The organism is Caballeronia arvi, assembly GCF_001544695.2.
Lineage (GTDB): Bacteria > Pseudomonadota > Gammaproteobacteria > Burkholderiales > Burkholderiaceae > Caballeronia > Caballeronia arvi.
Map to the genome: position 1 here is coordinate 1 of NZ_FCOM02000107.1, position 12,972 is coordinate 12,972.

Genomic DNA, 12,972 nt, shown 5'->3' on the forward strand with positions numbered 1-12,972 from the left:
CAAAGTGTCAACCATGTCCCCGCCAAATCTGTCAACTATGTCCCCGGTCTATACACAGCAGCAAAGAAAGTGACTGCTGCCCCGCATAGGGGCGAAGCTAATAAACCAACAACAATACGGGATCCAACGAAAGCGAAAGCGAAAGCAAAAAAACAAAAACAATCACTTCGCTGCGGCAGCAGCACCCTTCACCACACCACATGCCTTAAACGCTTCCTTCTGCAAATCCCTGAACTTCTTGGTCTGAGCCTTGGCCCGATCGACGCGAAACTCGGCCCCACCTTCCCCACCCAGCGTCGCGTACTTCGAAAACGTCGATTGCTCGACATAATCATCATAAGGAAGCACCTTGGCGATCTTGTCGATCGCACACGAGCACTTGTACACGTTGGCGAAATCGTGGCCGTTGTCGTCCATACAACCGAGGACATACTCCACGCGTCCTTCGGTCGGATAGTCATGCGTCTTCGCGGCCGCAGCGTTGCCGCCACCAGCCGTCGCGGCAACCGAAAGCGATGAAAACAGCGAAAGGAAGGCGAACACCGTCAACGCGCTGCGACGTGGGATCATGCGATGAGCCTCGTAGTTTTAATGAAAGCCAGAACAAGGCCGGCACGCAAATAAAACCAGACGCCCCGGCCACAAGCAAAAAAATCAACTCGGTGAGAACGGATGCGTCATCGTTCCCTTCTTCGATACTACCTCCTTCGCCGAAGGCTCGCCCGCCACCGCGCGCTCGATCGATTCCTTCGTCGCCTGATAGTTGAAGTCGTGGATCTTCTGATCGTCGCTGGCGTCCCAGTGGATGAACACGCCCACGCAAATGAACAGATCGTCGGCTTCGTCGGCGGGAATGGTGCCGTTCTCCACGCTGTCGGCCACCGCCATCGCCACCGCGCGCTGCGCCGGGCCGAACATCTGCACGGCCTGCTTCGCGCCCTTGATCGTCACCTTGTTGAAGAGAATCGTGTTCGGCTTGGTCATCAGATTCGGTGCGACCACGGCGAGCAGCGACGTGAAGCCATCCTTGTTGTTCGTGAGCGCGTGGCAGAACGCGGTCTCTGCAGCGGAACCTCGCGGTCCGATGATCAAGTCGATGTGTGCGACCTCGTTGCCATCGCCGACGAGCGACTCTCCTACCAGGACGCGGTTGATCTTGGCCATGCTGTTCCTCCAGTGGATTTGGTTCTAGGGACTAGCGACTTGCTCTCGACTCGCGACGGTCACCCTCAAAGCCGCGCAAGGCTCGCGGTTCGCCCGGTTTCCGATGCGACCGCTCAACCGCGAACTTCCTAACATGTTCCGTGCCAATTTTTCGTTCGCGCACGGCGCGCTTCATGCATTCGATGACGATGCCGCCCTCGCCATCAGCGCGACGAAGAGCGTCGCCACCGCAAGGTCCGCGCTCGTGCCCGGATTGATGCCGCGCGACTTCAGCCCGGCGTCCCACGCATCGAGCGCCGCGGACTGCGCGGGACGGCCCGCCGCGCGCCAGTCCGCGCGATGCATCGCTGCGTCGCGCGTGACACTTTGCGCCACCGACGCGCCAAGCTTCCGCACAATGTGTGAGTCAGGCCAGCCGCAAAGAAACGTCAGGAACGCATCGAGCATCGCGCGATGTTCCGTCGCCGATAAAATGGCCCCGGCCGCGTCGAGGCCCGCGCCGAAGATATCGGCGAAACCGTTCTCATATTGACGCGCGATACTGTCGCGATCCGCCGCGAGCGTCATCGCCGCGCGCAAGGTCACGGTCGGCGGCGCGTGGACCGGTTGCTCGGGCGCATCGCCGAGTCCGCCCGGATTCGCGAGCGCGATCGCGCGATAGGCAAGGCGCGCATCGTCGATATCGAGTTCCGCCAGCACGCGCTGCGTCTGCGCATGCCAGCGCGAGGCATCGATCGGATCGTCCGGTTCCATGCGCTCCAGCGCCGCGCACAACGGCGCCGCCAGCAGCACGATCCCGAGATTCGTATTGCAGCCGACCGCATCGAACGTGCGGCGCACGGCGTCGAGAATGCGCGCGCCCACGCGTGCGCCCGGCGTGAACAGACCCGCCGCCGCCGCGCCCGCGCTCGCGATGAATTGCGCCGACGTCATGCCGTGTCCCGCGCTCGCGATGCTCACGTTGCCCGGCTTCATCGTCTCGACATCGAGGCGGCACGCGCGCAGGAAGGCCACGCGCGCGGAGAGCGATGCGCTAGCGTTGTCCATCGCCGCTGGCGAGCGCGAGCGCGCCCTTCGATTGAGGCAGCTTGCGATCGAGCAGATCGTCGACCAGCAGCGTGGCGATATCGAGCGGTGTCACCGATTGCAGGCCGCGCCACGCCGCGACTCCGTTCACTTCGAGCACGACGGGCCGCCCGGCTTCGGCCGGAATCAGATCGACGCCCGCGTAATCGAGCCCGAGCGCCTCGGTCGCGCGCACGGCGATATCGGCGAGCGCGGGCGTCATGTCCGACGGCTCGCAGCGTGCGCCGCGCGCGAAGTTATGAATCCAGTCCTCGCCGCCGACGCGCTTCATCGCCGCGAGCGCCTTCCCTCCGATCACGAGCACGCGCCAGTCAAAGCCGGGCTCACCCCCATCGACATAACGCTGCAGGTACGCCACCTGGCTGAACGGCTTGAGCGATGGCAGCTTCACGCCCGGTTTCTTCAGGCCCTTGCCCTGCGAGCCGAAGAGCGGCTTCATCACGACCTGACGGCCCGCCGCGGCTTCGCGCATCAGCACGCGCTGCGCGTACGCGGCGGATTCGCCCGCCCACGTCGCGGGCGTCGGCACGCCGTAGCGGTTGAGCAGAAAGCTCGTCATCGATTTGTCGACGCTGCGCTCGATCGCGCGCGCATCGTTATAGACCGGAACGCCGCATTCGCGCAGCGCGTGTAGGATGCCGAGCCGCAACGTGACCTGCTCGAACGTGCCGCCCGCGATGCCGCGCACGAATATCGCATCGGGCAGCGTGTGGCCGAAGCCGGGAATCGCGAGGCCATACGGCGGCCAGGTCGTGTCGATGCGGCAATCCGCGAGATCGACGCAACGCGCCTCCACGCCGCGCGCGCGGAAGGCTTTTTTCAGGCGGCCGGTGTGCCAGCCGGTTTCGTCGGTCATGATGGCCACACGTAACGTCGGCAAGCTCATGTCGCGCTCCATTGCGCTTCGAGCAACGCGCGATCGACCTTGCCGCCGTGATACGTCGCGCCGCTTTCGAGACTCGACACCCAGACCTCGGCGGGCGCGAAAAGCGCGGGATCGATCTGATAGAAGTCGTAGTTGAACGACGTGAAGATGTCGGCGAACGGACGCCCGTAATCGCGCGCGTTCGACGATGGCAGTTCCGCCGCAAGCTGCTTCGCGACCGCATCGCTCTTCACCGTCAGATGCACGCGGCCGCCGTAGAGAATCGCGTCGTTGGTGCGGCCCATCGCCTGGATGCCGTCGGGCGCGGGCGGCGGCAAGGGCGCGCTGCCGCTGCCTTCGACGATCTCGCTCAGGCTCACGCCCAGCACGTGTGTCTTGTGAAGCGCGACTTCCACGACACGCGCAACGACCTGCACCGTGCCCGCAACAGAATGTGTCGGCGTCACGGCGATCACGAGATTCTCCGGCGCGAGGCCGCAATCGTTGAGCACCTTGTCGATGACTATCTGCGGCGGCAGTCGATCCACCTCCATCACGAGCGCGCCGCGATCATGACGGTCGCGATAGCCGAGCTCGTCGAAAAGCGGTTCCTTGCATGCGAGTGCGCGCGCCGGACCCGAGCCGAGCGAGAAGAACTTCTTGCCGCCGGTCTGTTCTTTCGTCGCGGAAAGACTCCAGCCCGCGTACTGGCTCGCGAGACATGCGATGACCGGATGGCTCGTATGCACTTCAATGAAGCTGGGCCAGAGCGGCGCGTGATCGAATGCGACGCGCCGCGCGACGCGCCCGAGTCCGCCCATGCAGATGCGCGCGATCAGGACGCCCGCGTCGACGCTGCCTTTGGCGTTCACGCCCGCATCGACGATGACGGTGCCGCCATCGGTGCGCGTGATGTCGACGGAAAGGCGCGTGGCATCGTCGATGAGACGCGTGACGAGCCGCTCGCTCGATGCGTTGACGCTGATATGCGAAGAAGTCATGAGTCAGGCCGTATTGATGCGTTGCAAAAGACGCACGAGCTCGCGATCGAGCGCGTCGCGCAAGTCGGGGAATGTGTCGGCTGTCGCGGTCATCGTGCAGACCGGCTGGCCCGCTTCGATGCGCGCGCCGACGAGCGGCACATCGTGGCACGCGGCATCGGCGAAACAGGCATCGCTGAACGCGCGCGTCGCGATGAAGCCAGCGGGCGCGAACACGACGCGCTGGCCGGCGTAAAGCGGCGGCGCGTGCATCACCGTGTCGGGCGCATGCGGCAACTCGCCGTGCAGACACGCGTCGAGATGCGCCCCGATCAGCCCGCGCGGCCACGCATCGGGCCACGCGGCTTCGTAGAGCGCCATCGTCGAAGAGGGGCGCGTGTTGATTTCGAGCACGCTGAAGGTGTCGCCGTCGAGCAGAAAGTCGATGCTATTGAGACCCGTGAGATCCGTCTGCCACACGATCCGCTGAATCGCCTCGACGATGCGCCCGGCGATTCGCTGCGGCAGTTGCACCGGCCCGAGCGAGCCCGCGTGCACAAAGGGCAGCCGTCCGACTTCGACCGTCAGTTGCTCCGCGAAGCCGATCACCGCCGCTTCGCGATGCGAGGCGACGAAGAGCGCGGACATCGAGCGGCCTTGTGCGAGCCGCTGAAAATACGCGCCTTCGGGCAGGCGCTCGACATCGCCGGCCCATTGGATGTGTGTGCCGCCACAGCCGTCGGAGCGCTTCACGAGCCAGCCTTCGTACGCGTCGGGCGGCGCATGGCGCACTTCGGGATGCGCGATATTCGCCTGATCGAGCAGCGCGAAAAAACGCCGCGGATCGCGCACCGCTGCGGCCTGCGCGCCATTGCCGATGAAGCGCGGCATGCGCGGCGCGCACGACAGTTCGTCGGCCAGCGATTCGAGCCCGCTCGTCACGATGAGGCCGAGCATGCGCGGCAGGCGTGCCGCATGTTCGAGCGCATCGAAAAGACGCGCGCGATCGATCGAAAGACCTTGTCCCCCTGTCGCGCCGATATCGAACCACATGCCCGCGTGCTCACGCGTGTCGCGGTCGCCGAAGATATCCAGCGCGACGACGTTCAGCCCTGCGCGCGCCGCCGACTGCGCGACGAGGCGCGCCGACAGTCCCGCAACGGCTACGCGCGGCGCCCGCGTCATCATGAGCTTTGTCCCGCGACGATCGCGCGCGCTTCGTCGAATGCTTCGGGAAAGCCGAGATAGACGGGCTTGCCGCCGGTGCGCATGCGCAGAAAAAGCCGATGCTCGGCCTGATACTTGACGTTGCCGATCGCGAGCGCGCCGATGCCGACCGCGTCAGAGCGCGCCGCGCCCGCGAGCGGCTTGCCGTCGTCCATCACGTTGACGCCGGCGATGCCTTCGGGCGGCACGGCGTTGACGTCGGCGGCGATCAGCAGGTTCTTCGCGTGCGCGATATCGGCGGACGTCATCACCTGCACGCCGGCCACCGCCGTTGCGAACACGACTTCGGCGCGCGCGAGTTCGCGATGCAATTGATCGGGCGTGCCGGTCGCGACGCCCGAGGTCGCGATATCGAAGCGCCGGTTGATTTCGTCGCTGACCTGCGTCGCGCGCGACTGACTCGAATGGCTCGCGACGGCGACATCCGCGCCGAGCGATGCGGCCATTGCGGCCGCGACGCGCCCGACTGCGCCCGTGCCGCCGAGAATGAGTACGCGCTTGCCGCCGAGATCGACGGAATGCGCGGTTTTGAGGTGCTTTTCCGCGAGCGCGACGAGTGCGGCGGCGGTCGTGTAGGCGCCGCTCGGATCGGCAAAAACGGAGACTTCGAAGGGCGGGACCATCGCGTTGCGTGCCTTTTCGAGCATGTCGGCGGCGAGCATCACGTCGCGTCCGCCGATGAAGATGCCCGTGCGCGACACGCCTTTCGGCCCGCGCGAGAAGATCGCATCCTGCGTGAGCTGCACGACGCTGTCCTCGTCGACGTTGCAGTACGGCACGAGGATCTGATAGCCGGCATCGGCGGCCATGTTCACATCGAACGGGCTCATTTGCGGCGTCGCGGTGAACATGTGCAGGACGTAGGGTCGTTCGGTGGCTTCGGGCATGGGCTGGACTCGTTTGTCGTGTGGATGTCGTGTCGGTTTGCGAATGCGTTGCTCAGGCGGCGTTCGCGCCGTGGTGACGCCGGTCGGCTGCGCGCCACGTCGCGCCTCGATTGCGGCCCGCGGCGATCGTGAAAGTGAGCGGCGCGCCTTGCGATACGCGTTCGGCGGCGGCGCGCGCGCGTTCGGCGTCCTGCGCGCTCGCGACGAACGCGAAGCCGACCGGCCCCCAGGAGGTTTGTCCGATGCCTGCTTTCTGCTCGGCCGCGACGGCTTCGAGCGCGCGCGCGACGGCGGGGCTCGCGAACACGCCGCCTTGCACGGGCGCGAAGTATTCGCCGATGGTTTGCTGGAGATCGCAGATGGCGTCGGCGAAGGGTTCGAAGTCGTGTTCCACGACGGCGGGCAGGATGCGCATCAGCACGAGATGCGACAGATGCGCGGCGAGGGTGGCCGGAAAGGGTGCGAGCGATGCGAGGCCGCGTTTTTCCTCGTCGCCGTGCAGGCCTTCGCGCGAGGTGTCATCGATGAGCAGGACGCGCCACGTTTCCGGGAATGGCTGTCGCGCGATGAGCGGCGGAATGTTTGTCTTTGCGGCATTGCGGCCGCCATCGACAATCAGGCCGCCGTGATCGAAGCCATGTATGCCGATGCCGGAGCGCGCGCCGCGTGCGAGGATTCTGGCGATATCGGCGGTGCTTGCCTCGTGGCCTCTGACGCGGGCGAATGCGGTGCCGATTGCCAGCGCTAGTTGGGTGCCGGAACCGAGGCCCGTATGCGCGCGGGGCGTTTCGTGCACTTCGATGTCGATCGTCGGGCCTTCGTCGTTGCCTAGTAGTTTCAGGTATTGCGCTATGCGTTCGCGCTGGGCATCGCTCGATACGCCTTCGATGTGGGCATTGTTCTGGCGTGAAGCGGGCGCCTGACGCGCGGTGATGCGTGTGGCGTGTGCGTCGATAGCGAGGCCGACGCTGCCGAAGATGCGGCCCAGCGAGCCGTTCGGATCGATAAAGCCAAGATGCAAGCGCGCAGGAGATTCGACGGTGATCGCCGTGGGCGGGGTCAAGCGTCCGGGGGATGGCATCGAGGGTTGCTTCCTTTTAAGGCTGAATTTTTTGGGGCCTTTTTGGGGTTAGGCAAATCCTGTACCAAGCTGGACTTTTTGCTTGCGCTTTGGGTTTCGCCGGATCCCGATTTCGTATTGGTTTATTAGCGTTGCCCCTCCCCGGGGCGGGGGTAACTTTCTTTGCTGCTGCAAAGAAAGTCACCAAAGAAAGCAGCTTTTCCCATCCAAAGTGCCTCACACCGGCCGCGGCACAGGCGATTGGTTGAATGGCCCCCGGAGTAGCGAGTGTTGTCGAAGGTCTGTTGCGGCGTGGACCGCGCACGGTCTGACGAGCCAGAACGTTTAGGGCGCTGGTCAGCACGAAAGAGTTCCGGCACAGCGCTACGCGCTGCCGCGGGGTCTGCATGTGAAACCAATGGTGGGTGTAGCAAATGCGCGGGCTTACGCAAACCCGAATGACCCGTCGGCCGCGAAGCGGGCTGGAGCTATCTGGTGCTGAACCAGTGTGTTATGTGGTGCGACGAGTCAGACCGTGCGCGATCCAAGCCCGGCGAGTTTTGTGGGGGCACTCGCTACTCTGGGTTCCATTCAGCCAATCGCCTGTGCCGCGGCCGGCGTGAAGTGCTTAGGCTGGGAGAAGCTGCTTTCTTTGCCTACTTTCTTTGCAGCAGCAAAGAAAGTAGGTGCCGCCCCGCACAGGGGCAACGCTAATAAACCGACGTGAAATCGGGATCCGGCCAAAAAAAGCCTCAAACGTCGTCATACTTGATATACCGAAACCGCTGATCGTCCGAAGGCGTGCCCTCCAGCGGTCCATCTTCCTTCCCGGGCTGCCACTGGATAACCTCTTCGATCTTCGAAGCCAGAGCAAAATCCTTATCCGTAATCCCCTTCGCAGAATGCGTCTTGAGCTTCACCACAACGAACGCATAAGAAACCGTCAAATCCGGATGATGCCAGGCCGCCTCGGCCAGATGCCCCACTGTATTGACGACCATAAGGGTGCCTTTCCAGCTCTCTGTCTTGAACTTGCGCCTGAGCCATCCATCCTCGATATACCAGTGCTTGAGCGCGCCGGTCAGACGCTGCTTGATTTCGTCGTCGGAATAAACCTTCTCAGTCTGAGCCATGACGAAGCCTCCAATAAAAAATCCATGAGCCAAAGTAGTATGCGCCGCTTTGCGAAGGTCAAAACATCAAAGAACATGCTGCGACGCGTCATGTCACGCGCGCGGCTTCGCGTATTTGACACAGTATGTGTCGCCACCCGACGAAAACCTGTCCGCTAACGACAGCTTCGCGCGTCGAACCAACGTTCTAAAGCAGCAGTAATGAAACCGGCATGGAATATGCAATTGGCCTCTCTACGCAAGCGTCCGGCTATGTACTGGACGAAGCGCAACTCGTTACCTGCATTTGAAGGCGCGCATGATGCAATCCGGTAGCGTGGTCATCCCTGGGTCGGAGGCATCACCATTCTGGAGGAGACATGAACTTACGCACCCTGGTTCTTGGACTGGCGGTGGCAGCGACGGCAGGCCTGAATTCTTATGTCGCTCAGGCCGACTCGCAGCTAGACAGCCTGATCAAGAATCCCTCGAACTGGGCGGCGCAAGCGGGCGATTATTCGAATCACCGCTATAGCACGCTCAAGCAAATCAATGAAAACAACGTCGGCAAGCTACAGGTTGCCTGGACCATGTCGACAGGTGTGCTGCGCGGCCATGAAGGTTCGCCGCTCGTCATCGGCGACACGATGTATATCCACTCGCCATTTCCCAACAAGGTTATCGCCATCAACCTGAAGGATCAGACCTTCATCTGGCAATACCAGCCGAAGCAGGACAATCAGGTCATCTCGGTGATGTGCTGCGATACGGTCAACCGTGGTCTCGCTTATGGCGACGGCAAGATCTTCCTCCAGCAAGCCGATACCAAGCTCGTCGCACTCGATGCGAAAACCGGTGACGTCGTATGGAGCGTGCAGAACGGCGATCCGAAGAAAGGCGAAACCAATACCAATGCGCCGCACGTTTTCGGCGACAAGGTGTTGACCGGCATCTCCGGCGGCGAGTTCGGTGTGCGCGGGCGTCTCGTCGCATACAACATCAAGGACGGCAAGGAAGTCTGGAAGGCCTATAGCGTCGGGCCCGACAATGAAATGCTGTTCGACCCGCAAACGACGATGACCTGGGCAGACGGCAAGATGGTGCCAGTCGGCGCGGACTCGTCGGTGAAGAGCTGGCAGGGCGATCAGTGGAAATACGGCGGCGGCACCACATGGGGCTGGTATGCGTGGGATCCGAAACTCAACCTTGTGTACTACGGCTCGGGCAATCCGGGCACGTGGAACCCGACACAGCGCCCCGGCGATAACAAATGGTCGATGACCATCTTCGCCCGCGATCTGAATACGGGCAAGGCGAAATGGGTCTATCAGATGACGCCTCACGACGAGTGGGACTATGACGGCGTCAACGAGATGATCCTCTCGGACCTGAACATCGGCGGAAAGAAAGTGCCCGCGATCGTTCACTTCGACCGCAATGGCTTCGGCTATACGTTGAATCGCGAATCCGGTGAACTGCTCGTCGCGCAGAAGTACGACCCGGCAGTGAACTGGGCCGACAGCGTCGATCTGAAGAGCGGCCTGCCGATTCGCAATGCGAGCTATTCGACGCAAAAGGCCGGGCCAGATCACAACGTGAAGAACATCTGCCCCGCGGCGCTCGGCTCGAAGGATCAGCAGCCGGCCGCATTCGATCCGAACTCCAGCCTGTTCCTCGTGCCGACGAATCATGTCTGCATGGATTACGAGCCGTTCCAGGTCGATTACGTGTCGGGTCAGCCGTACGTCGGTGCGACGCTTTCGATGTATCCGGGCCCGAACGAGAAAGGCGCGATGGGTAACTTCATTGCGTGGGATGCCGCGAAGGGCAAGATCGTGTGGTCCAAGCCGGAGCGGTTCTCGGTATGGTCCGGCGCGCTCGCGACCGCAGGCGGCATCGTGTTCTACGGCACGCTCGAAGGCTATATCAAGGCAGTGCGCATCAAGGACGGCAAGGAGCTGTGGAAGTTCAAGACGCCGTCCGGGATCATCGGCAACGTGTTCACGTATCAGTACCAGGGCAAGCAGTATGTCGGCGTGTATTCGGGCATCGGCGGCTGGGCCGGCATCGGCATGGCAGCGGGTCTCGAAAAGTCGACGGAAGGGCTCGGCGCGGTCGGCGGCTACAAGGACCTCGCGAAGTACACGGCGCTCGGCGGCACGCTCTTCGTGTTCGCGGTTCCGGGCGGTTGATCCATTGTCGATGTGATGTGCTTTAGCTAGTGGAAGTAAAGCGCGGCGGCTGCAATGGCCGCCGCGCGAAATACCCCATATACAAGACATGTTCAAGGAGTCAGACGTATGAAAGGCCGATCACTCTTGCTGCTGACGATGACGCTCGCTGCGTCGTCCGCTTCGTTTGCCCAGACGCCCTCCGGCCCTGGACAGATGAAGCCGGTCGCGTACAAGGTCGTCGATGGCAACAAGGTCGACAGCGACACGCTGCAGGGCTGGAAGACCTGGCGTGCGCTGGCGTGCGAACGCTGTCACGGGGCGAAGCAGGAAGGTATGGTCGGCCCGTCGCTGATCGATGCTTTCAAGACGCTGGACAAGAACGAGTTTCATCGCACGGTATTCGGCGGACGCGTGGACAAGGGCATGCCCGATTTCAGCTCCAGCCAGATGATGCAGAAGAACTGGGAGAACCTCTTTGCGTATCTGAAGGGGCGCTCCGACGGCAAGATCAATCCGGGCGACTTGCAGGCAATCGATGCAAAATAAGGACGCGTGCCGTACCGACGTCTGATGATTGCTCTCATTCCCGGAGGTGTCGATGTCTGATCGTAATGCAAGCCGCGCCGCTTCGTTCCGATTCTTAGCTGCACTTTGTGCGGCATCCGCGGCGTTCATGGCGCAACCGGCCTTCGCGCAACAGGGTGCGGGCGCACCGCCTCCCAATCTGCCGAACAACGATGGTGCGGACGGCGTGCTGCGCGTGTGCGCTGATCCGAACAACATGCCGCTCTCGAACAAGAAAGGCGAGGGTTACGAGAACAAGATCGCGAGTCAGATGGCGAGCGATTTCGGCTATAAGCTCGAGTACACGTATTGGCCGCAACGCATGGGTTTCGTGCGCAATACATTGCGTGAAAAGGTGCCGCAGACAGAGCGCTTCAAGTGCGATCTGATCATCGGCGTGCCGAAGGGCTATGAACTCACGGCGACCACGCGTCCGTATCTGCATTCCACCTACGCGATGGTGTTTCCGAACAAGCCGGAATACGCGAGCATCAAGTCCCCGACGGACCTGATGAGCCTTCCGCCCGATCAGCTCAAGAAGATGAAGCTCGGCATCTTCGTCAAGAGTCCCGCCGTCGACTGGCTGCTCAGTCATAACCTGCTCGATCAGGCGGTGTCGTATCAGGGGCAGACGGGCGACCCCGAAGCTTTTCCGGGCGAGATGATCGAACGTGATCTGGCGCAGGGCAATGTCGATGCGGCTTTCCTGTGGGGGCCGATCGCGGGCTATTTCGCCAATCGTTCCGATAACAAGGTGCGTCTCGTGGCGTTCCCCGCGGGCCAGCCGATTCGTTTCGACTACGAGATATCGATGGGCGTGCGTTATGGCGAAAAGGCCTGGCGCGACAAGGTCGATAACTGGATAGCCTCGAATCAGCCGAAGATCGATCAGATCCTGACGAGCTATCAGGTTCCCTTGCTGCCGCTGCAGCCGGTAGCCGCGCAATGAAGCGAACATACGGGGGTTCTCTTCGCGCGTGTTTTCTGGCGTGCGCCGTGCTTATGGCGCCGGTTGGCGTCAGCGCCGCGGATGCGCCTGCTGCTTCTGCGCCGGGTGTCGATATCAAGCCGGCCGAGCGGCTGCTTTTCATGCAGTCGCATATGGATGGCGTCGAGCCGCAGACCGAGCTGGATTATGCGGTGGACTATTCCGGACCGCCGTCGAAGGTCAACGATACCTTGCGCGTGCTCGTCGTGAGTCCGGGCAACAACAAGAACGACGCGCGGGTTACGGATCGTACGGGCAACGTCAATGTGCCTGGCGGGCTGCCTTGCAATCCGGTGATCATCTATTTTCTGGAGCACGACATCGCGGAGATGGAGCAGTTGACGGGTGGTCAGCGGCGCTATTTCCAGCAGCGTGTTCGGATGGCGCTGGCGGCCGGGCCTGAGATCAAGACGGTGTCGAGCGAGTCGTTGGGGCTTGGGAAGCATGCGAAGGCTCAGCAGATCGTCATTCAGCCTTTTTTGAACGATCCGAATTCCGAGCGGTTCAGCAAATATACAGGCAAGCGGTATACGTTCGTCATGGCCGATGACGTGCCGGGGCGGCTGCTCATGATTCGCACTGAAGTACCCGGGGAAGGGAATGATTTTGCGCATCCGCTGCAGAAGGAGACGATTGCTTATCAAGGGACGCTCAAGAATATGAATTCACCGGGGGTGAAGCCCTCGAATGCGCCTCGGGCTAGTCGGTGAGGGTTTTGGGGTGTTGTTTTCGCTGGATCCCGAATTGGTGTTGGTTTATTAGCTTCGCCCCTATGCGGGGCGGCAGTCACTTTCTTTGCTGCTGCAAAGAAAGCAACTGTATTGAGAGTCAAGGTTTGAAGCGCAAAAGATCATGGTTTGGAGGG

At 62.2% G+C, this 12,972-nt stretch carries 13 protein-coding genes; 4 read left to right on the forward strand and 9 right to left on the reverse strand.

Annotated elements, in window-relative coordinates:
* Positions 1–162: 162 nt before the first annotated feature.
* From AWB74_RS41845 to AWB74_RS41885, 9 genes are all read right to left on the reverse strand, one after another.
* Complete coding sequence (locus AWB74_RS41845) at positions 163–570, reverse strand: hypothetical protein (protein ID WP_061152402.1); 408 nt, start codon at positions 568–570, stop codon at positions 163–165.
* Between the two features lie 84 nt (positions 571–654).
* Positions 655–1,164: a formaldehyde-activating enzyme gene (gene fae, locus AWB74_RS41850; protein ID WP_061152403.1), complete on the reverse strand. Its 510-nt coding sequence runs from the start codon at positions 1,162–1,164 to the stop codon at positions 655–657.
* A 171-nt stretch (positions 1,165–1,335) separates the two neighbouring features.
* Positions 1,336–2,211 (reverse strand): triphosphoribosyl-dephospho-CoA synthase, encoded by an 876-nt coding sequence (locus AWB74_RS41855; protein ID WP_061152404.1) that lies wholly within the window; start codon positions 2,209–2,211, stop codon positions 1,336–1,338.
* On the reverse strand, positions 2,198–3,136 hold the full coding sequence (locus AWB74_RS41860) for an ATP-grasp domain-containing protein (RefSeq protein ID WP_235024912.1): 939 nt from the start codon (positions 3,134–3,136) through the stop codon (positions 2,198–2,200). The genes AWB74_RS41855 and AWB74_RS41860 overlap by 14 nt, the downstream gene beginning before the upstream one ends.
* Positions 3,133–4,116, reverse strand: coding sequence for a methenyltetrahydromethanopterin cyclohydrolase (gene mch, locus AWB74_RS41865; protein WP_061152406.1), 984 nt, complete (start codon positions 4,114–4,116; stop codon positions 3,133–3,135). Before mch ends, AWB74_RS41860 begins: the two co-directional genes overlap by 4 nt.
* 3 nt (positions 4,117–4,119) lie before the next feature.
* Positions 4,120–5,283, reverse strand: coding sequence for an ATP-grasp domain-containing protein (locus tag AWB74_RS41870; RefSeq protein ID WP_061152407.1), 1,164 nt, complete (start codon positions 5,281–5,283; stop codon positions 4,120–4,122).
* Positions 5,280–6,209, reverse strand: coding sequence for an NAD(P)-dependent methylenetetrahydromethanopterin dehydrogenase (locus AWB74_RS41875; protein ID WP_061152408.1), 930 nt, complete (start codon positions 6,207–6,209; stop codon positions 5,280–5,282). The genes AWB74_RS41870 and AWB74_RS41875 overlap by 4 nt, the downstream gene beginning before the upstream one ends.
* Positions 6,210–6,261: 52 nt before the next feature.
* Positions 6,262–7,290, reverse strand: coding sequence for a beta-ribofuranosylaminobenzene 5'-phosphate synthase family protein (locus AWB74_RS41880; RefSeq protein ID WP_061152409.1), 1,029 nt, complete (start codon positions 7,288–7,290; stop codon positions 6,262–6,264).
* 731 nt (positions 7,291–8,021) lie between these two features.
* A complete protein-coding gene (locus tag AWB74_RS41885; RefSeq protein ID WP_061152410.1) occupies positions 8,022–8,402 on the reverse strand; it encodes a 4a-hydroxytetrahydrobiopterin dehydratase in 381 nt (126 codons plus the stop codon).
* A 359-nt stretch (positions 8,403–8,761) separates the two neighbouring features.
* Here AWB74_RS41885 and AWB74_RS41890 point away from each other — a divergent pair, with 359 nt between their 5' ends.
* The 4 genes from AWB74_RS41890 (at position 8,762) to AWB74_RS41905 (ending at position 12,817) form a co-directional block, all read left to right on the forward strand.
* Positions 8,762–10,573 carry a methanol/ethanol family PQQ-dependent dehydrogenase gene (locus AWB74_RS41890; protein ID WP_061152411.1) on the forward strand — a complete coding sequence of 604 codons (1,812 nt, stop codon included), beginning with the start codon at positions 8,762–8,764 and terminating at the stop codon, positions 10,571–10,573.
* A 108-nt stretch (positions 10,574–10,681) separates the two neighbouring features.
* Positions 10,682–11,101, forward strand: a complete 420-nt coding sequence (locus AWB74_RS41895; RefSeq protein ID WP_061152412.1) for a c-type cytochrome — start codon at positions 10,682–10,684, stop codon at positions 11,099–11,101.
* Between the two features lie 52 nt (positions 11,102–11,153).
* Positions 11,154–12,068, forward strand: coding sequence for a substrate-binding domain-containing protein (locus tag AWB74_RS41900; protein ID WP_061152413.1), 915 nt, complete (start codon positions 11,154–11,156; stop codon positions 12,066–12,068).
* Positions 12,065–12,817: a hypothetical protein gene (locus AWB74_RS41905; RefSeq protein WP_061152414.1), complete on the forward strand. Its 753-nt coding sequence runs from the start codon at positions 12,065–12,067 to the stop codon at positions 12,815–12,817. The genes AWB74_RS41900 and AWB74_RS41905 overlap by 4 nt, the downstream gene beginning before the upstream one ends.
* Positions 12,818–12,972 lie beyond the last annotated feature (155 nt).

Excerpts from the sequence above, each read along its gene's own strand:
- AWB74_RS41845 (WP_061152402.1), bottom strand. The coding sequence starts at position 570 with ATGATCCCACGTCGCAGCGCGTTGACGGTGTTCGCCTTCCTTTCGCTG.
- fae (WP_061152403.1), bottom strand. The coding sequence starts at position 1,164 with ATGGCCAAGATCAACCGCGTCCTGGTAGGAGAGTCGCTCGTCGGCGAT.
- AWB74_RS41855 (WP_061152404.1), bottom strand. The coding sequence starts at position 2,211 with ATGGACAACGCTAGCGCATCGCTCTCCGCGCGCGTGGCCTTCCTGCGC.
- AWB74_RS41860 (WP_235024912.1), bottom strand. The coding sequence starts at position 3,136 with ATGAGCTTGCCGACGTTACGTGTGGCCATCATGACCGACGAAACCGGC.
- mch (WP_061152406.1), bottom strand. The coding sequence starts at position 4,116 with ATGACTTCTTCGCATATCAGCGTCAACGCATCGAGCGAGCGGCTCGTC.
- AWB74_RS41870 (WP_061152407.1), bottom strand. The coding sequence starts at position 5,283 with ATGATGACGCGGGCGCCGCGCGTAGCCGTTGCGGGACTGTCGGCGCGC.
- AWB74_RS41875 (WP_061152408.1), bottom strand. The coding sequence starts at position 6,209 with ATGCCCGAAGCCACCGAACGACCCTACGTCCTGCACATGTTCACCGCG.
- AWB74_RS41880 (WP_061152409.1), bottom strand. The coding sequence starts at position 7,290 with ATGCCATCCCCCGGACGCTTGACCCCGCCCACGGCGATCACCGTCGAA.
- AWB74_RS41885 (WP_061152410.1), bottom strand. The coding sequence starts at position 8,402 with ATGGCTCAGACTGAGAAGGTTTATTCCGACGACGAAATCAAGCAGCGT.
- AWB74_RS41890 (WP_061152411.1), top strand. The coding sequence starts at position 8,762 with ATGAACTTACGCACCCTGGTTCTTGGACTGGCGGTGGCAGCGACGGCA.
- AWB74_RS41895 (WP_061152412.1), top strand. The coding sequence starts at position 10,682 with ATGAAAGGCCGATCACTCTTGCTGCTGACGATGACGCTCGCTGCGTCG.
- AWB74_RS41900 (WP_061152413.1), top strand. The coding sequence starts at position 11,154 with ATGTCTGATCGTAATGCAAGCCGCGCCGCTTCGTTCCGATTCTTAGCT.
- AWB74_RS41905 (WP_061152414.1), top strand. The coding sequence starts at position 12,065 with ATGAAGCGAACATACGGGGGTTCTCTTCGCGCGTGTTTTCTGGCGTGC.